Genomic DNA, 17455 nt, shown 5'->3' with positions numbered 1-17455 from the left:
AGTTTGAGTTAAGTTTCGGCAGATACCTTGTTCATCGAGTGACTGACGGGTCGAGATTCTCGGCCTGGATGTTTTTTAAACAGCCACTGGCTTCACACCGGACAAAACGGGAAAATTCCCTGACTCCGCCAAAGAGGATGAATCATGAGTGACAAGGATAAACAGCCGTTGGCTGCGTCGGCTTCAGCCCAACCCGAGGCGGAAACCGCCGATGCAGCGCTGAAGCACATCGTTGACGGCTTTTTGCATTTTCATCACGAAGTTTTTCCCCAGCAGGAAGAACTCTTCAAAAAACTCGCCACGGCCCAGAGCCCCAGAGCGATGTTCATCGCCTGCGCCGATTCGCGCATCGTTCCTGAACTGATCACCCAGAGCGCCCCCGGCGACTTGTTCGTGACCCGCAACGTCGGCAACGTTGTACCGCCTTATGGGCAAATGAACGGCGGTGTTTCCACGGCAATCGAATACGCGGTACTGGCCCTCGGCGTGCAACACATCATCATCTGCGGGCACTCCGACTGTGGCGCGATGCGCGCAGTGCTCAACCCGCAAAGCCTGGAAAAAATGCCAACGGTCAAAGCCTGGTTGCGTCATGCCGAAGTGGCAAAAACCATGGTCCAGGAAAACTGCCATTGCGCTGACGAAAACGAAAGCATGCACGTCCTCACCGAGGAGAATGTGATTGCTCAGCTGCAACATTTGCGCACGCACCCGTCGGTGGCCTCGCGCATGGCCAATGGTCAGCTGTTTATCCATGGTTGGATCTACAACATCGAAACCAGCGAAATCAGAGCTTACGACGCGGACAAGGGGTGTTTCCTGCCGCTCGATGGCAGCCATCCGATTCCCGTGGCGACGCCCAAAGCGCGCTTCTGATCTTCCTAAATCATTGTGTGGTTTAGCCGAGGCTGCCGATCAGGCAGCCTGGCTTCGCCACGCCTGAAGAAAACTTCGGGAGAGTCACCATGCGTGCTGCTCAACTTAAAGCTGTTCTGCCACGGGAGCTGCTGGCGTCCGTGGTTGTGTTTCTCGTCGCCCTGCCCTTGTGCATGGGCATCGCTATCGCCTCGGGGCTGCCGCCGTCCAAGGGTTTGATCACCGGGATCATCGGTGGCTTGGTGGTGGGCTGGATTGCCGGTTCGCCACTGCAAGTCAGCGGCCCGGCGGCCGGTTTGGCTGTTCTGGTTTTCGAACTGGTGCGCCAGCATGGTATCGCCATGCTCGGGCCAATCCTGCTGCTGGCCGGTTTTCTGCAACTGGTGGCCGGGCGTTTGAAACTCGGCTGCTGGTTTCGGGTGACGGCGCCTGCGGTGGTGTACGGCATGCTCGCCGGGATTGGTGTACTGATCGTGTTGTCACAGGTGCATGTGATGCTCGACGCCGTGCCCAAGCCTTCCGGGCTGGATAACCTGGCCGCCTTCCCGGCTGCCGTCGTGCAGGCCTTGCCATCCTTTGGCTGGCAAGCCGGTTTGCTCGGGCTGTCGACGATTGCGGTGATGTGGTTGTGGGAGAAATTTCGCCCCCATTCCCTGCGCTTCATTCCAGGCGCACTGCTGGGTGTAGGCCTGGCGACCGTCGCCAGCCTGGTACTCGCCTTGCAGGTCAAACGAGTAGAAGTCCCGGCCAACCTGGCGGAAGCCATCGACTGGCTGAAACCCGCAGATTTGCTCAACCTGGCTGACCCGACGCTGCTCATTGCCGCATTTGCCGTGGCGTTTATCGCCAGCGCCGAAACCCTGCTCTCCGCCGCCGCGGTGGACCGCATGCACAGCGGCCAGCGCTCCGACTTCGACCGGGAATTGTCGGCTCAAGGCGTAGGCAACATGCTCTGTGGCCTGCTTGGCGCGCTGCCGATGACCGGCGTGATCGTGCGCAGTTCGGCCAACGTCCAGGCCGGCGCCACCACGCGACTGTCGGCGATCTTTCATGGCCTGTGGCTGCTGGCTTTCGTGCTGCTGCTGTCCAGCGTGCTGCAAAGCATCCCGGTGGCGAGCCTGGCGGGCGTTCTGGTTTACACCGGTTTCAAACTGGTCGACCTCAAGGCCTTTCGCGGCCTGGGCCGTTATGGGCGGATGCCGATGTTCACCTACGCGGCAACAGCCCTGGCGATCATCTTCACCGACCTGCTGACCGGCGTGCTGATCGGCTTCGGCCTGACTCTGGCCAAACTGGCCTGGAAGGCTTCGCGACTGAAAATCAGCCTGATCGATCTGCCCAAGGACGGCGAAATGGAGCTGCGATTGATAGGTGCAGCGACCTTCCTCAAAGTGCCGGCGTTGACCCAAGTGCTGGGGACCATTCCGGCAGGCGCGACGGTGCATGTGCCGCTCAATAACCTGAGCTACATCGATCACTCGTGTCTGGAGTTGCTGGAGGAATGGGGTCGGGCCAATGCGGCCAAGGGATCAAAACTGTTGATTGAAGCGCGGGGGTTGAAACGCAGGTTGGAAGGGCGGTTGCGAACCACAACCGGAGTCGGTTCTACAGCATAGAGGTAAACAATGTGGGAGCGAGCCTGCTCGCGAAGGCAGTGTATCAATCGACATAAATGTTGAATGACATATCGCAATCGCGAGCAGGCTCGCTCCCACAGGTGTTCGGTTCACTCAGTGGGATCAAGCCGCCGGCTGATCCAGCTCCAGGCCTACACCCAGTTGGCGCGACAGGCACGGCCAGCGCTTCCATGCAGCGCCGGTGTCCGGGCTGTTGAGCTTCTCGCGGTAGGCTTCCACTGATTCCAGCGCGAAACTGTCTTCATTGAGCATCTCGTCCACGGCGTGATGCACCGCCTCATCCAGTTGATTGGCAAAGTCCTCGCCGATCAGCTGGTGGGCAATCAGGTTGGCAACAGTCATGTCCAATGGGATCAGTGGCTGGCCAAAATGCTTGATGTACAGGTCATTGACCTCTTCAACCAAGCGGTGCGCCAGATAGGCTTCGTCCAGCAGGCTGTCCAGACCGACGTGACCGACCATGATCGCCGGCGGCTGGAGGAAGAACTGCTCGGCGATTTTCAGCACCGGTTTGATCTGTGATTCGATACCCGCTTCCCTGGCGACTTCATTGGCTGCGTCCAGCAGGTCCGGCACTTGCTCTATATACGCGGCCACAAAACGCGTCATCACGCCGTTGGCGTCGACATCCGGCAATTGGATGGCGGAGTGAAGGTGTGGCAGTTGGGTTTCCAGCTGACGAGTCAGCAGGCCGGTTTCGGCTTCGTGTTGTTGGGCTTTTTGGATCTGCTCGCGCAATGCGGCGGTGTTCATGAAAACTCCAGGAAACAAAGGCAATGAAATAGGGAAGACATAACTTAGCTGGCATACGAAAAATGCTAAGACGCATTTGTCATAATTATTTCATCCTTGAGACATCAAAGTTATATCGGTTTGCCACCACTCGTCTGCATCCTTCTCCATTCGTGCCCTGGAACGCAAGTCCCTGCTGTTTCAGATGATTTACGCCGTCACATTGCGAGGTGGCAGTCGCTGTCTATACTCGGGTGGGAATGGAGTTAGCTGATGACACCCGACTGCACACGCAGCAAGGCTCGGCGATTCAAGTTCGTAGTCTGAAAAAGCCGCTCCCTTGCCGCAGGTGAAAGCCGGCGGGATAAAAAGAACGATAAGGGGAACCCGCAATGATGCGACATCCACACGTCTGGATGGGCCTCCTGTTGTGGTCGATTTTCAGTCAGGCACAAGCGGCCTGGACTGTGAATATGGCGCCTGGAGCGACTGAAATCAGTCACGCAGTATTTGACCTGCACATGACCATTTTCTGGATCTGTGTAGTGATCGGCATCATCGTCTTCGGCGCCATGTTCTGGTCGATGATTCTCCACCGCCGCTCAACTGGGCAGGTGGCCGCAAAATTTCATGAAAGCACCACCGTTGAAATCCTCTGGACCATCGTGCCCTTCCTGATCCTGGTGGCCATGGCGGTTCCCGCGACCGCAACCCTGATCAAGATGTACGACGCCAGTGAGCCGGATATCGATATCCAGGTCACCGGCTATCAGTGGAAGTGGCACTACAAATACCTGGGCCAGGACGTTGAGTTCTTCAGCAACCTGACCACGCCCGCCGATCAGATCCACAACAAGGAAGCCAAGAGCGAGCACTACTTGCTTGAGGTCGATAAGCCTTTGGTGCTGCCGATCGGCGCCAAGGTGCGCTTCCTGGTGACTTCCGCCGACGTCATCCACTCCTGGTGGGTGCCGGCCTTTGCGGTCAAGCGCGATGCGATTCCGGGGTTCGTCAACGAAGCCTGGACCCGCGTCGACAAGCCCGGCCTCTACCGCGGTCAATGCGCCGAATTGTGCGGCAAGGACCACGGCTTCATGCCGATCGTGGTCGAGGTCAAGGAAAAGGCCGATTACGAAAAATGGCTGGGCGAGCGCAAGGCTGAAGCCCTGCAGCTCAAAGAGCTGACCAGCAAGGAATGGACCCTCGACGAGCTCAAAGAGCGCGGCGACAAGGTCTATCACACTACCTGCGTCGCCTGTCACCAGGCCGAAGGTCAGGGCCTGCCGCCGATGTTCCCGGCACTCAAGGGCTCGAAAATCGCTACAGGACCGATCAAGGATCACTTGGGCATTGTCTTCCACGGCAAGCCCGGCACCTCCATGGCCGCGTTCGGCAAGCAGCTCTCGGAAGTCGATATCGCAGCGGTCGTGACCTACGAACGTAACGCCTGGGGCAACAACAAGGGCGACATGGTCACCCCTAAAGAAGTGCTGGAGCTGAAACAGGCGGAAAGCAAATGACCCGGTCTATTGCGCACTTTAGGAACCAGTCGGGGCATCACGCCCCGGCCTGCCCAGCCCATCTGTTTGCAGGAGACAGAACATGACTGCTGTAGTCGATGACCATGTTCATACCGGCACCGCCCACGCCCACGGCCCCGCCAAAGGCCTGATGCGCTGGGTGCTGACCACCAACCACAAGGATATCGGCACGCTTTACTTGTGGTTCGCGTTCTCCATGTTCTTGCTCGGCGGCTCGTTCGCGATGGTGATTCGTGCCGAGTTGTTCCAACCGGGACTGCAAATCGTCCAGCCGGAGTTCTTCAACCAGATGACCACCATGCACGGTCTGGTGATGGTCTTCGGTGCGGTGATGCCGGCGTTCGTCGGCCTCGCCAACTGGATGATTCCGTTGATGATCGGCGCGCCGGACATGGCCCTGCCACGGATGAACAACTTCAGCTTTTGGCTATTGCCGGCGGCATTCATCCTGCTGGTATCGACCCTGTTCACCCCCGGCGGCGGACCGAACTTCGGCTGGACGTTCTACGCCCCGCTGTCGACGACCTACGCACCGGAAAGCGTGACGTTTTTCATCTTCGCCATCCACTTGATGGGGATCAGTTCGATCATGGGTGCGATCAACGTGATCGCCACCATCCTCAACCTGCGCGCCCCCGGCATGACGCTGATGAAAATGCCGCTGTTCGTCTGGACCTGGCTGATTACCGCGTTCCTGCTGATCGCGGTGATGCCGGTACTGGCCGGCTGCGTGACGATGATGCTGATGGACATCCACTTCGGCACCAGCTTCTTCAGTGCCGCCGGTGGCGGTGACCCGGTGTTGTTCCAGCATGTGTTCTGGTTCTTCGGTCACCCCGAGGTGTACATCATGATCCTGCCGGCCTTCGGTGCCGTCAGCTCGATCATTCCGGCCTTCTCACGCAAGCCGCTGTTTGGCTACACCTCGATGGTCTATGCGACGGCGAGTATCGCGTTTTTGTCGTTCATCGTCTGGGCGCACCACATGTTCGTGGTCGGCATTCCGTTGGTGGGCGAGTTGTTCTTCATGTACGCCACGCTGCTGATCGCGGTGCCAACCGGCGTGAAGGTGTTCAACTGGGCCAGCACCATGTGGCAAGGCTCACTGACCTTCGAGACACCGATGCTGTTTGCGGTGGCGTTCGTGATCCTGTTCTCCATTGGCGGGTTCTCCGGGTTGATGCTGGCCATCGCCCCGGCGGACTTCCAGTACCAGGACACCTACTTTGTGGTCGCGCACTTCCACTACGTACTGGTACCGGGGGCGATCTTCGGGATCTTCGCCTCGGCCTACTACTGGCTGCCGAAATGGACCGGCCACATGTACGACGAAACCCTCGGCAAGCTGCACTTCTGGCTGTCGTTCATCGGCATGAACATGGCGTTCTTCCCGATGCACTTCGTGGGGCTGGCGGGCATGCCGCGGCGGATTCCCGACTACAACCTGCAATTCGCCGACTTCAACATGGTGTCGTCGATCGGTGCGTTCATGTTCGGCGCCACGCAGATCTTCTTCCTGTTCATCGTGATCAAGACCATCCGTGGTGGCCCGCCAGCACCGGCCAAACCGTGGGATGGGGCCGAAGGCCTGGAATGGAGCATCCCGTCACCGGCGCCGTATCACACCTTCACCACGCCGCCGGAAGTGAAATGAACGCTGTAGCCTTTGTGGGAGCGAGCCTGCTCGCGAAGAACGATGGCGCGGTTCGTCTGCCAAACCGCGGCGCTTGCTTCGCGAGCAGGCTCGCTCCCACAGGGTCGTGGGTGGAGGTTAGAAGTCATGGCTGATTCGATTTCGTTGAAGAAGCTGGTCACCCGCCTGCTGCTGGTGGTGGTGGCGATGTTTGTCTTCGGGTTTGCCCTGGTGCCGATCTACGACGTGATGTGCAAGGCGTTCGGCATCAACGGCAAGACCGGCGGGCAGTATGAGGGCGAACAAACGGTCGACACCTCGCGGCAGGTTCGCGTGCAGTTTCTGTCGACCAATTCCGCCGACATGTCTTGGGACTTCTATCCCAAGGGCGATGAACTGGTGGCGAACCCGGGAGCGGTGAACGAGATGATCTTCATCGCGCACAACCCGACCGATCGCCCGATGAGCGCCCAGGCGGTTCCGAGCATCGCGCCCAGCGCCGCGGCGGCGTACTTCCACAAGACCGAATGTTTCTGCTTTACACAGCAAGTGCTGCAGCCCGGTCAACGGATCGAGATGCCGGTACGTTTCATCGTTGACCGTGACATGCCCAAGGATGTGAAGCACCTGACGCTTTCCTACACGCTGTTCGATATCACCGCACGTCATCCACCCGCGGCTGTTGCCGCAAACACCGGTGGCTAGGCGTTAAAGCGTGCCCGATAAGGAGAACAATAAATGGCAACTCATGAACATTATTACGTTCCGGCACAGAGCAAATGGCCGATCATTGCCACGGTGGGTATGTTCGTCACCGTGTTTGGCCTGGCCACCTGGTTCAACGACCTGAAGGCGGCGCGGCCGGAGTCCCACGGCCCGCTGATCTTTTTCGTCGGTGGCCTGCTGCTGGCCTACATGCTGTTCGGCTGGTTCGGTACGGTGATCAAGGAAAGCCGCCAGGGGTTGTACAGCGCACAGATGGATCGCTCGTTCCGCTGGGGCATGAGCTGGTTCATCTTCTCGGAGGTGATGTTCTTCATCGCGTTCTTCGGCGCGCTGTTTTATGTGAGAACCATTTCCGGCCCGGCGCTCGGTGGTGAAGGGGCCAAAGGCCTCGCTCATATGCTCTGGCCTAATTTCGAGTTCGTCTGGCCGTTGCTGAACAACCCTGATTCGAAACTGTTTCCGCCGCCCAAGGAAGTCATCAGTCCCTGGGGCCTGCCGTTGCTCAACACAGTGTTGCTGGTGAGTTCCAGCGTCACCGTGACCATCGCTCACCACGCCTTGAAGAAAGGTCATCGCGGCGCGCTGAAAATCTGGCTGGCGCTCACCGTGTTACTGGGCTGCGCGTTCCTTGGTTTTCAGGCCGAAGAATACATGCATGCCTACAACGAACTGGGCCTGACGCTCGGTTCGGGCATCTACGGCGCGACCTTCTTCATGCTCACCGGCTTCCACGGCGCCCACGTGACCATGGGCACCATCATCCTGTTTGTGATGTTGATGCGGATCATGCGCGGGCACTTCGACGCCGATCATCAGTTCGCGTTTGAAGCGGCGAGCTGGTACTGGCACTTCGTAGACGTGGTGTGGATCGGTCTGTTCGTTTTCGTCTACGTGCTCTGAGGCTTACCAAGGTACGTGCGACACCAACTGGCCGCTGAAAAAACCCCAGGCAATCAAGCCGACGGTAGTAGCGGCCAGCGCGACACGAACACTCAAGGCAATGACGAGGCGGTTTGAGCTGCTGTCGTCCTTGACCAGAAAAAACAGGCCGCTGAACAGGCTGACAACCGTGGCAATCAGCATCAGGACGATGGCTGCTTTGAGCATGGTGAGACTCCGGGGGAAAGGCGATGCACTTGAGTATAGCTATCGCGACTACCGACTTTCTGGCGACGCCATGAAGCGTTTCCGGCCGGGCATCGTGCCGACCCTGGTGGTCGCGGTGTTGTTGCCCATGCTGGTGTCACTCGGGTTCTGGCAATTGAGCCGGGGCGCAGAGAAAAGCGCGCTGTTGCAAAGCTACACCGAGCGCCGTGCCGCCGAACCGATGGCCAGCACCGAGCTGCAACACACCGCAGATCCGGCCTTCCGCCGGGTTCACCTGCACGGCCAGTTCGATAACGCACACAGCCTGTTGTTGGATAACCGTCAGCGCGACGGCAAGGTTGGCGTCGAGCTGCTGCAACCGTTTCAGGATCAGGCGACCGGGCTCTGGCTGCTGGTCAATCGCGGCTGGCTGCCATGGCCGGATCGCCGCACCCCACCGCAATTCACCACACCGACTCAGGCCTTGAGTCTCGTTGCCTGGGTCTACGTCTCCCCCGGCGCCACCTTCCAATTGCACGCCGACCCGAACACCACGACCTGGCCACAACTGATCACCGCGGTCGAACCGGCCAAGCTCTGGACGGCGCTGGATCGCGAAGGTTTTGCCTACGAATTACGCGCAGAAAGCTGTCCCGCGACTTACCAGGCTGACTGGCCGGTAGTCGCCATGGGACCGGAAAAACACCTGGCATATGCCGTGCAGTGGTTCGCCATGTCGATCGCCCTGTTCGGCCTCTATCTCTATCTCGGCTGGCACAACGCAAAGGAGAAACACCATGGGAGCGGCCATGAATCCACCCAGCATGTCTGAGGCGAAAACGCCGGCGAGTCGGCGTAAAGGGCGCTTGCAGTTGCTGCTGATCCTGCTTGGGGTGATCGGTCCGATGATCCTCGCCACCGGCATGTACAAGTTGCAGTTCTGGGTGCCGGAAGGTCGCAGCTATCACGGCGAACTGATCGGCAACGGCCAGACCCGCGCCGACCTCGGCGTGCAGGCGCAGGAGGATCGTTGGCAGATACTGGTGACCGCGCCCAAGGATTGCTCGGTGGACTGCCAGCAACTGGTGTACCTGGCGCGGCAAATCCAGATCGGCCTCGGCCGTGATGCCGGGCGCGCCAGTCATGCCTTGGCCGCGGCACAACCGCTGAGCAGCGAATACGACGCCAAGCTGACGCGCGAGTATCCTCAATTGCAGCGCTATCCACTGAGCCTGACCGACTTCCAAAAAACTGCCGGCGACAAGGCTGTGCCGCAGCTGTGGATCATCGATCCACATGGCAATCTGGTGCTGCGCTACGACCCGACGGTGAAGGGTAAGGATCTGCTCAACGACCTGCGCCATTTGCTGAAACTGTCGAACATCGGATAAGGGCATCGTCATGGCCAAACCTGGATTTCGCCTCGCGCTGTTTGCCACTTTGCTGGCACTGATTGTGGTGTTGCTCGGCGCCTACACCCGCCTGACCCACGCCGGGCTCGGTTGCCCGGACTGGCCGGGTTGCTATGGCTTTATCAGCGTGCCGAAAAGCGAAGTTCAATTGGCCCATGCCGAACTGCATTTTCCCGACGCTCCCGTCGAAGCCCATAAGGGCTGGAACGAGATGGTTCACCGCTACTTCGCTGGCACGCTGGGGCTGCTGATCTCGGTGCTGGCCGGTCGTGCCTGGGTTCATCGTCGTCACCCAGGTCAGCCGGTGAAGTTGCCGTTGTTTCTGCTGGCGGTGGTGATTGCCCAAGCGACATTCGGCATGTGGACGGTAACGCTCAAGCTCTGGCCACAAGTGGTGACCGGGCATTTACTTGGTGGTTTTGCGACGTTAAGCCTGCTGTTTTTGCTGACGTTGCGATTGTCCGGCGTGTTGCCAGCGCTGACCGTGCCACGGCGTTTGCAGCACTGGGCGACCGCCGGGTTGCTGCTGGTGATCCTGCAAATTGCCTTGGGTGGATGGGTCAGTTCCAACTACGCGGCGGTGGCCTGTATCGACTTCCCGACCTGTCATGGACAGTGGCTGCCGCCGGCTGATTTCGCCAACGGTTTTCACCTGACCCAACACATCGGCCCCAATTACCTCGGTGGGCAACTGGACAGTGATGCCCGCACGGCAATTCATCTGACTCACCGCATCGGCGCGTTGCTGGTGACCTTGGTGTTGCTCGGCCTGGCCTGGCAACTGAAGGTGGTCGGCATGACTCGCTTGGCGGGGCTGGTGCTGATTGCACTCGCCGCGCAAATCACCCTCGGCATCAGCAATGTGCTGTTTCACCTGCCGCTGCCAGTGGCCGTCGCGCATAACGCGGGCGGCGCGGCACTGTTGCTGACGATGGTGCTGGTTAATTATCACGCGCGAACCAGTCTGGTTCGGGTCAAGCAACAACCCCCTGCGCGCTGGCGCTTCAGCCCGCGCAAACACTCAGCCGGGCCCATAACAATAAAAGGAGAGATGCCATGGCGACTCTGATCGGCGCACGTCACAGTCAGGCGATCTGGCGTGACTACCTGGAGCTGACCAAGCCGAAAGTGGTGGTGCTGATGCTCATCACCTCGCTGGTCGGCATGTTCCTCGCGACCCGCGCCGGGGTACCGTGGACGGTGCTGGTGTTCGGCAATCTGGGGATCGCCTTGTGTGCCGGTGGTGCGGCGGCGGTGAATCATGTGGTGGACCGACGCATCGATGCGGTCATGGCCCGCACGCACAAACGTCCCCTGGCCGAAGGCCGGGTGTCGCCAGCGGCCGCGCTGACGTTTGCCTTGGTATTGGCGGTGCTTGGGCAAGCCATACTGCTGGCGTTCACCAATCCACTGACGGCGTGGCTGACCCTGGCCTCGCTGCTCGGCTATGCGGTGGTCTACACCGGTTTCCTGAAACGCGCGACGCCGCAAAACATCGTCATCGGAGGCCTGGCCGGCGCCGCCCCGCCACTGCTCGGCTGGACCGCCGCCACCGGCCACGTCAGCGCCGAACCCTTGCTATTGGTGTTGATCATCTTCGCCTGGACCCCGCCGCACTTCTGGGCGCTGGCCATTCACCGCAAAGAGGAATACGCCAAGGCTGACATTCCGATGCTGCCGGTGACCCATGGCGAGCACTACACCAAGGTCCACATCCTGCTTTATACCTTTGCGCTGCTGGCCGTGAGCCTGATGCCGTACGTGATCCACATGAGCGGCGTGCTCTACCTGATTTGCGCGCTGGGACTTGGCGCGAGGTTTCTGCAATGGGCCGTGGTGCTGTACCGTGGCACTCGGCCGCACGCGGCGATCAACACGTTCAAGTACTCTATTTACTACTTGTTCCTGCTGTTTATCGCGCTGCTCGTAGACCACTACTTACTGTTGAACCTATGACTCGAACCCAGAAAACCATCTTCATCCTCGTCGCCCTGATCGCGCTGGTCCTGGGCCTGACCATCAACAAAGTGCTGTCCGGCAAAGGCCAGGGCGACCCGACCGCTCTGATCGATGCCGGGATCATTCTGCTGCCGCAAAGCCGCAACCTGCCGGACGTGACGATGACCGACCAGAACGGCAAACCGGTGGCGGTCAACGAGCTGAAAGACAAATGGTCGCTGCTGTTCTTCGGCTACACCTTCTGCCCCGACATCTGCCCGACCACCCTCGCCCAGCTGCGTCAGATCAAGAGCGAACTGCCGCCAGAGGCTGTGGCCAAGTTGCAGATCATTCTGGTCAGCGTCGACCCGAATCGCGATACGCCCCAGCAGCTCAAGCAGTACCTGGGCTACTTCGATCCGCAGTTCCAAGGGCTGACGGCTTCGTCGGTTGAAGACATTCAGAAACTGGCCAACGCGGTGAGCATTCCGTTCATTCCGGCGGACACCAGCAAGCCGAATTACACCGTCGATCACAGCGGCAACCTGGCGGTGATCGGGCCGGACGGAACGCAGCGTGGGTTCATTCGCGCACCGTTGAACAACGTGAAATTGGTGGCGCAGTTGCCGGTGATGCTTAACCGCAAGTAAGCACCCCATCCCCTTGTGGGAGCGAGCCTGCTCGCGATGGCGTCGGTACATTCAACATCTATGTCGACTGATACACCGCTATCGCGAGCAGGCTCACTCCCACAAGGGACTGTGTTTCAGGCATAAAAAAACGGGGACGCAATCAATGCGTCCCCGTTTTTTTATTGCTGTCGGATCAGAACGCCGGCAATACCGCACCTTTGTACTTCTCGAGGATGAAGGCTTTCACTTCCGGGCTGTGCAGGGCAGCAATCAGCTTCTTCATCGCTTCGCTATCCTTGTCGTCTGGACGGGCAACGAGGATGTTCACGTAAGGCGAGTCGTTGCCTTCGATGACCAGCGCGTCCTTGGACGGATCAAGCTTGGCTTCCAGCGCGTAGTTGGTGTTGATCAGCGCCAGGTCGACCTGGGTCAGCACGCGCGGGATGGTCGCGGCTTCCAGTTCACGGAATTTCAGGTCCTTGGAATTCTCGGTGATGTCCTTGACGGTCGCGAGGATGTTGTTCGAATCCTTCAACTTGATCAGGCCAGCCTTCGCCAACAGCAACAGCGCACGGCCGCCGTTGGTGGCGTCGTTCGGGATGACTACGTTGGCGCCACCTGGCAACTCGGTCAGCGCTTTGTACTTGCTGGAGTAAGCGCCCAGCGGTTCCAGATGCACGCCGGCAACGGCCACCAGGTTGGTGCCCTTGGCCTTGTTGAATTCATCAAGGTACGGCTGGTGCTGGAAGAAGTTGGCGTCCAGACGTTTTTCGGCCACCTGCACGTTCGGCTGGATGTAGTCAGTGAAGACTTTGACCTTCAGGTCCACGCCTTCTTTGGCCAGGGCCGGTTTAACGAATTCGAGGATTTCTGCGTGCGGGACCGGGGTAGCCGCGACGGTCAGGGTTTCATTGGCCTGAGCAGAGAACGCTGCAACTGCTGCGAGCGCTACGAGTAGTTTTTTCATTCAGCTAACTCCTTGTGGGCGCCCGTTTGGCGCCTGCCAGCGAATGGCCGGCTCATGTCTTGTTTACGAGAACTGTTTATTTTCTGGAGAAGTGTACGACCAGTTTGTCGCCAACCATTTGCAGAACCTGCACCAGCACCAGCAACAGCACCACGGTGACGATCATCACATCGGTCTGAAAACGCTGGTAGCCGAAACGGATCGCCAAGTCGCCCAATCCACCGGCACCGACCACACCGGCCATCGCCGTGTAGGACACCAGTGTAATAGCCGTCACCGTAATCGCCGCGTAAATGCCCGGACGGGCTTCTGGCAGCAAGGCGTTGAGGATGATCTGCTTGGTGGTTGCGCCCATGGCCTGGGTCGCTTCAATGATGCCGCGATCCACTTCACGCAGAGCGGTTTCCACCAGTCGCCCGAAGAACGGCGTGGCGCCCACCACCAGCGGTGGAATCGCACCGGCGACGCCGAGCGAAGTGCCGGTGATCAGCACGGTGAACGGGATCATCACGATCAGCAGGATGATGAAGGGTAGCGAACGCAGGATGTTCACCATCAGCGACATCAGCCCATAGGCCACGCGGTTTTCGAGCAACTGGCGCGGGCTGCACAGGAACAACAGCACCCCCAACGGCAGGCCGAGCAGGATGGTGAACAGCAGCGAACCACCGAGCATCTGCATCGTGTCGCTGGTGGCCAGGCCGATTTCCGCCCAATCGATGTTTTTGAAGAACTCTTTAGCCGCTTCAATAAATGCGTCGTACGATTCCATCAGCGCAGAACCTCCATATGGACGTCAGCTGCCGTGAAGAGGCCGAACGCCGCTTCCATGTCGCCACCGGTAACGGCCAGGGTCAGTTGCCCGTAAGGGACGTCTTTGATGCGATCGATACGACCGGCCAGGATGCTGTAGTCCACACCCGTTTCCCGGGCGACGGTACCCAGCAATGGCGCGTAGGTCGCTTCGCCCTGGAAGGTCAGACGCACGATGCGGCCTGGAACATGAGCGAAGTCGTCGCGCTGCTCGCTTTCGTCGATCTGCTCGTCTTCTTGCACGAAGCGCTTGGTGGTTGGGTGCTTCGGATGCAGGAACACCTCGGCCACCGAACCTTGCTCGACGATCACGCCAGCGTCCATCACCGCGACCTGGTCGCAGACCCGGCGGATCACGTCCATCTCGTGGGTAATCAACACGATGGTCAGATTCAGTTCGCGATTGATCTCGGCCAGCAATTGCAGGACCGACGCAGTGGTCTGCGGGTCCAGTGCGCTGGTGGCTTCGTCGCACAGCAGGATTTTCGGCTTGGTCGCCAGGGCGCGGGCAATGCCGACGCGCTGCTTCTGGCCACCGGACAATTGCGCCGGGTACTTCTTGGCGTGGTCGGACAGGCCGACCCGCTTCAGCAATTCGGCCACACGCCGGTCGATGTCGCTGCGCGACAGTTCACCGGCCAGGGTCAGTGGCAGCGCGACGTTATCGGCCACGGTCTTGGACGCCAGCAAGTTGAAGTGCTGGAAAATCATCCCGACCTGCTGACGGAAGCGTCGCAGGCTGTTGGCGTCGAGCGCGGTGACTTCTTCGCCGTCGACGAATATCTTGCCGCCACTGGACTCTTCCAGGCGATTGATCAGGCGCAGCAGGGTACTTTTTCCCGCACCGGAATGACCAATCAGACCGAAGACCTGACCGTTCTCAATCGTCAGACTGGTCGGATGCAGGGCGGGAATATCCTTACCGGCGACGCGGTAGGTTTTGTGGACGTTTTGAAACTCGATCACGTAGCGAACCTTGTGGGGCGCGTTGGAAAAGGATCAGCGGTTAGCCGGGCGCGCATTTTAGCCTGTCCGTATAGAGGTTATTAGCATTTATTCCGCATTCAACCTTCCATTTGGCAATAACGCGATCAAAGGTTAGAAAAAAGGAACGGCGCAAAACGTCATCAGTCACTAATTAGGCAACTCGAAAACGCCCCCGGTCCGTGCCAGGGGTATTGCTCAAGAGTCCTGGCTACGGCGGGAATCGCAACGAGGAGTTTTGTCTGATGAGTACTAAAAAGCCTGCTGCAACCAAAAGTGCACTGGCCGGAACCGATACCCCGGACCGCAGTAACACCAATGCCAAGCTCGACAGCCTGGAGCCATTTCGCTCCGACGCCACTGAACAGGCCCTGCGCACCAACCAGGGCGTGAAAGTCTCGGACAACCAGAACACGTTGAAGGTCGGCGCCCGCGGGCCATCGTTGCTGGAAGATTTCATCATGCGTGAAAAGATCACGCACTTTGACCATGAACGCATTCCCGAGCGCATCGTCCATGCCCGCGGCACCGGTGCTCACGGTTACTTCCAGAGCTATGAAACCCATTCCGTGCTGACCAAGGCCGGGTTCCTACAAGACCCAAGCCAAAAAACCCCGGTCTTCGTTCGCTTCTCCACGGTGCAGGGCCCTCGTGGGTCGGGCGATACCGTGCGGGACGTACGAGGTTTCGCGGTGAAGTTTTTCACCGACGAAGGCAACTTCGACCTGGTGGGCAACAACATGCCGGTGTTTTTCATTCAGGATGCAATCAAGTTTCCTGACTTCGTGCACGCAGTGAAACCCGAGCCACACAATGAGATACCCACCGGCGGTTCAGCTCACGATACCTTTTGGGATTTTGTCTCTCTGGTACCGGAGTCGGCGCACATGGTGATCTGGACCATGTCCGACCGGGCGATCCCGAAAAGCCTGCGCAGCATGCAAGGCTTCGGCGTACACACCTTCCGCCTGATCAACGCCGAAGGTAAATCGCGCTTCGTCAAATTCCACTGGCGCCCCACTGCCGGTACCTGTTCGCTGGTGTGGGATGAAGCGCAAAAACTCGCCGGTAAAGACACGGATTACCACCGTCGCGATCTCTGGGAGTCGATCGAGATGGGCGACTACCCGCAATGGGAACTGGGCGTACAGATCATCGAGGAGGAGAACGAACATAAATTCGACTTCGACATCCTCGACCCGACCAAGCTGATCCCGGAAGAACTGGTACCGATCACCCCACTGGGCAAGATGACCCTCAACCGTAACCCCGATAACTTCTTCGCCGAAACCGAACAGGTCGCCTTCTGCCCTGGGCATATCGTGCCGGGGATCGATTTTTCCAACGATCCATTGCTGCAGGGTCGATTGTTTTCCTACACCGATACGCAGATCAGCCGACTCGGTGGGCCGAACTTTCACGAGATCCCGATCAACCGCCCGGTGGCACCGTTCCACAATGGTCAACGGGATGCGTTGCATCGCTCCACCATCGACAAGGGTCGCGCGTCCTACGAGCCGAACTCCATTGATAGCGGTTGGCCGAAAGAAACGCCGCCGGCAGCACAAGATGGTGGCTTTGAAAGTTATCCAGAGCGCATCGACGCCAACAAGATCCGTCAGCGCAGCGAATCATTCAGCGACCACTTCTCCCAGGCGCGGCTGTTTTTCCACAGCATGAGCAAGCACGAGCAGGAGCACATCATCTCGGCTTACAGCTTCGAGCTGGGCAAGGTTGAGCGAGCGTTTATTCGTGAACGACAGGTCAATGAGATCCTGGCCAACATCGACTTGGATCTGGCCAAGCGTGTGGCCCAAAACCTGGGCCTGCCTGCGCCGAAGGCCGGGACGGTCGAGGTGCGTAAGACCTCACTGGATAACTCGCCGGCCCTGAGTCAGGCCAACTTGCTGCCGGCGGATATCAAAACCCGCAAAGTGGCGATCCTGGCAGCCAATGGCGTTGATGGTGCAGCGATTGATGCCATGAAAAACGCGCTGAAAGCCGAAGGTGCGCACGCCAAACTGCTCGGCCCGACGTCTGCTCCGGTGACCACCGCCGATGGCAAAGCATTGCCGGTCGATGCGTCGATGGAAGGCTCGCCTTCAGTGGCGTTCGATGCGGTGTTTGTGCCCGGTGGCGCGGCGTCGATCAAGGCGTTGAGCAGTGACGGCGTGGCGCTGCATTACGTGCTGGAGGCGTACAAGCACTTGAAGGCGATTGCGCTGCAGGGCGAGGCCAAACAGTTGCTGGATGTGTTGAAGCTCGAGGCTGACGCGGGGTTGATCGTGGGGGCGGATGCGAAGTTGATCAAACCGTTTTTTGCCGCGATTGGGCAGCATCGGGTGTGGGACAGGGAGCCTAAGGCCAAGGCGATTCCGGCCTGAAGTTCCTTGTTGATAGCGCGGACGCCATCGTCGGAACGCCGCCCGGAGCCGGCTCGCTCCCACAGTTGACCGGGTTGTTCAAAAGAACGCGGTC

The 17455-nt window shown here is 59.2% G+C and carries 17 protein-coding genes; 12 read left to right on the top strand and 5 right to left on the bottom strand.

Annotated features, from left to right (window positions below; all coding sequences use genetic code 11):
• Window positions 1-144: 144 nt before the first annotated feature.
• Both ACA056_RS00390 and ACA056_RS00385 read left to right on the top strand, forming a co-directional pair.
• Window positions 145-876, top strand: coding sequence for a carbonic anhydrase (locus ACA056_RS00390; protein ID WP_415758468.1), 732 nt, complete (start codon window positions 145-147; stop codon window positions 874-876).
• An 89-nt stretch (window positions 877-965) separates the two neighbouring features.
• On the top strand, window positions 966-2492 hold the full coding sequence (locus ACA056_RS00385; protein ID WP_497269672.1) for a SulP family inorganic anion transporter: 1527 nt from the start codon (window positions 966-968) through the stop codon (window positions 2490-2492).
• A 123-nt stretch (window positions 2493-2615) separates the two neighbouring features.
• On the opposite strand, the gene ACA056_RS00380 is transcribed toward ACA056_RS00385, so the two are convergent.
• Window positions 2616-3266: a hypothetical protein gene (locus ACA056_RS00380; protein ID WP_497269670.1), complete on the bottom strand. Its 651-nt coding sequence runs from the start codon at window positions 3264-3266 to the stop codon at window positions 2616-2618.
• A gap of 371 nt (window positions 3267-3637) precedes the next feature.
• Between ACA056_RS00380 and coxB the strand changes: the two genes are divergently transcribed.
• The 4 genes from coxB to ACA056_RS00360 all read left to right on the top strand — a co-directional run bounded on the left by coxB (window position 3638) and on the right by ACA056_RS00360 (window position 8045).
• Window positions 3638-4765, top strand: coding sequence for a cytochrome c oxidase subunit II (coxB, locus tag ACA056_RS00375; RefSeq protein WP_497269668.1), 1128 nt, complete (start codon window positions 3638-3640; stop codon window positions 4763-4765).
• Window positions 4766-4847: 82 nt separating this feature from the next.
• Complete coding sequence (ctaD, locus tag ACA056_RS00370; RefSeq protein WP_150765456.1) at window positions 4848-6440, top strand: cytochrome c oxidase subunit I; 1593 nt, start codon at window positions 4848-4850, stop codon at window positions 6438-6440.
• A gap of 126 nt (window positions 6441-6566) precedes the next feature.
• On the top strand, window positions 6567-7124 hold the full coding sequence (locus ACA056_RS00365) for a cytochrome c oxidase assembly protein (protein ID WP_150657828.1): 558 nt from the start codon (window positions 6567-6569) through the stop codon (window positions 7122-7124).
• Between the two features lie 33 nt (window positions 7125-7157).
• Entirely contained in the window at window positions 7158-8045 is an 888-nt protein-coding gene (locus tag ACA056_RS00360) for a cytochrome c oxidase subunit 3 (RefSeq protein WP_497269665.1), read from the top strand.
• Window positions 8046-8048: 3 nt separating this feature from the next.
• On the opposite strand, the gene ACA056_RS00355 is transcribed toward ACA056_RS00360, so the two are convergent.
• Window positions 8049-8252, bottom strand: a complete 204-nt coding sequence (locus ACA056_RS00355) for a twin transmembrane helix small protein (RefSeq protein ID WP_103405380.1) — start codon at window positions 8250-8252, stop codon at window positions 8049-8051.
• A 70-nt stretch (window positions 8253-8322) separates the two neighbouring features.
• On the opposite strand from ACA056_RS00355, the gene ACA056_RS00350 reads away from it, so the two are divergent.
• The 5 genes from ACA056_RS00350 to ACA056_RS00330 are packed head-to-tail and all read left to right on the top strand — an operon-like array spanning window position 8323 to window position 12231.
• On the top strand, window positions 8323-9063 hold the full coding sequence (locus ACA056_RS00350) for an SURF1 family protein (RefSeq protein ID WP_497269663.1): 741 nt from the start codon (window positions 8323-8325) through the stop codon (window positions 9061-9063).
• Complete coding sequence (locus tag ACA056_RS00345; protein WP_415758477.1) at window positions 9029-9622, top strand: PA_0111/PP_0108 family redox-active disulfide protein; 594 nt, start codon at window positions 9029-9031, stop codon at window positions 9620-9622. The genes ACA056_RS00350 and ACA056_RS00345 overlap by 35 nt, the downstream gene beginning before the upstream one ends.
• A gap of 10 nt (window positions 9623-9632) precedes the next feature.
• Entirely contained in the window at window positions 9633-10712 is a 1080-nt protein-coding gene (locus ACA056_RS00340; RefSeq protein ID WP_497269660.1) for a COX15/CtaA family protein, read from the top strand.
• Window positions 10700-11599, top strand: coding sequence for a heme o synthase (gene cyoE / locus ACA056_RS00335; protein WP_008152463.1), 900 nt, complete (start codon window positions 10700-10702; stop codon window positions 11597-11599). The genes ACA056_RS00340 and cyoE overlap by 13 nt, the downstream gene beginning before the upstream one ends.
• Window positions 11596-12231: an SCO family protein gene (locus ACA056_RS00330; protein ID WP_497269658.1), complete on the top strand. Its 636-nt coding sequence runs from the start codon at window positions 11596-11598 to the stop codon at window positions 12229-12231. The genes cyoE and ACA056_RS00330 overlap by 4 nt, the downstream gene beginning before the upstream one ends.
• A 175-nt stretch (window positions 12232-12406) precedes the next feature.
• On the opposite strand, the gene ACA056_RS00325 is transcribed toward ACA056_RS00330, so the two are convergent.
• From ACA056_RS00325 to ACA056_RS00315, 3 genes are all read right to left on the bottom strand, one after another.
• Window positions 12407-13180, bottom strand: coding sequence for a MetQ/NlpA family ABC transporter substrate-binding protein (locus ACA056_RS00325; RefSeq protein ID WP_129439647.1), 774 nt, complete (start codon window positions 13178-13180; stop codon window positions 12407-12409).
• Window positions 13181-13256: 76 nt separating this feature from the next.
• Window positions 13257-13952 carry a methionine ABC transporter permease gene (locus tag ACA056_RS00320; RefSeq protein WP_008152458.1) on the bottom strand — a complete coding sequence of 232 codons (696 nt, stop codon included), beginning with the start codon at window positions 13950-13952 and terminating at the stop codon, window positions 13257-13259.
• Window positions 13952-14959, bottom strand: a complete 1008-nt coding sequence (locus ACA056_RS00315; RefSeq protein WP_497269655.1) for a methionine ABC transporter ATP-binding protein — start codon at window positions 14957-14959, stop codon at window positions 13952-13954. The genes ACA056_RS00320 and ACA056_RS00315 overlap by 1 nt, the downstream gene beginning before the upstream one ends.
• Window positions 14960-15222: 263 nt before the next feature.
• On the opposite strand from ACA056_RS00315, the gene katE reads away from it, so the two are divergent.
• Window positions 15223-17361, top strand: coding sequence for a catalase HPII (gene katE, locus ACA056_RS00310; RefSeq protein ID WP_497269653.1), 2139 nt, complete (start codon window positions 15223-15225; stop codon window positions 17359-17361).
• Window positions 17362-17455: the final 94 nt, after the last annotated feature.

Source organism: Pseudomonas sp. LBUM1666 (genome assembly GCF_059695775.1).
The sequence above is the reverse complement of the archived record's forward strand: the minus strand, read 5'-3'. Positions and strand labels throughout refer to the sequence as shown.

What these genes read in the sequence shown, in the direction of transcription:
- ACA056_RS00390 (WP_415758468.1), top strand. Translation starts at nt 145, where the DNA reads ATGAGTGACAAGGATAAACAGCCGTTGGCTGCGTCGGCTTCAGCCCAA.
- ACA056_RS00385 (WP_497269672.1), top strand. Translation starts at nt 966, where the DNA reads ATGCGTGCTGCTCAACTTAAAGCTGTTCTGCCACGGGAGCTGCTGGCG.
- ACA056_RS00380 (WP_497269670.1), bottom strand. Translation starts at nt 3,266, where the DNA reads ATGAACACCGCCGCATTGCGCGAGCAGATCCAAAAAGCCCAACAACAC.
- coxB (WP_497269668.1), top strand. Translation starts at nt 3,638, where the DNA reads ATGATGCGACATCCACACGTCTGGATGGGCCTCCTGTTGTGGTCGATT.
- ctaD (WP_150765456.1), top strand. Translation starts at nt 4,848, where the DNA reads ATGACTGCTGTAGTCGATGACCATGTTCATACCGGCACCGCCCACGCC.
- ACA056_RS00365 (WP_150657828.1), top strand. Translation starts at nt 6,567, where the DNA reads ATGGCTGATTCGATTTCGTTGAAGAAGCTGGTCACCCGCCTGCTGCTG.
- ACA056_RS00360 (WP_497269665.1), top strand. Translation starts at nt 7,158, where the DNA reads ATGGCAACTCATGAACATTATTACGTTCCGGCACAGAGCAAATGGCCG.
- ACA056_RS00355 (WP_103405380.1), bottom strand. Translation starts at nt 8,252, where the DNA reads ATGCTCAAAGCAGCCATCGTCCTGATGCTGATTGCCACGGTTGTCAGC.
- ACA056_RS00350 (WP_497269663.1), top strand. Translation starts at nt 8,323, where the DNA reads ATGAAGCGTTTCCGGCCGGGCATCGTGCCGACCCTGGTGGTCGCGGTG.
- ACA056_RS00345 (WP_415758477.1), top strand. Translation starts at nt 9,029, where the DNA reads ATGGGAGCGGCCATGAATCCACCCAGCATGTCTGAGGCGAAAACGCCG.
- ACA056_RS00340 (WP_497269660.1), top strand. Translation starts at nt 9,633, where the DNA reads ATGGCCAAACCTGGATTTCGCCTCGCGCTGTTTGCCACTTTGCTGGCA.
- cyoE (WP_008152463.1), top strand. Translation starts at nt 10,700, where the DNA reads ATGGCGACTCTGATCGGCGCACGTCACAGTCAGGCGATCTGGCGTGAC.
- ACA056_RS00330 (WP_497269658.1), top strand. Translation starts at nt 11,596, where the DNA reads ATGACTCGAACCCAGAAAACCATCTTCATCCTCGTCGCCCTGATCGCG.
- ACA056_RS00325 (WP_129439647.1), bottom strand. Translation starts at nt 13,180, where the DNA reads ATGAAAAAACTACTCGTAGCGCTCGCAGCAGTTGCAGCGTTCTCTGCT.
- ACA056_RS00320 (WP_008152458.1), bottom strand. Translation starts at nt 13,952, where the DNA reads ATGGAATCGTACGACGCATTTATTGAAGCGGCTAAAGAGTTCTTCAAA.
- katE (WP_497269653.1), top strand. Translation starts at nt 15,223, where the DNA reads ATGAGTACTAAAAAGCCTGCTGCAACCAAAAGTGCACTGGCCGGAACC.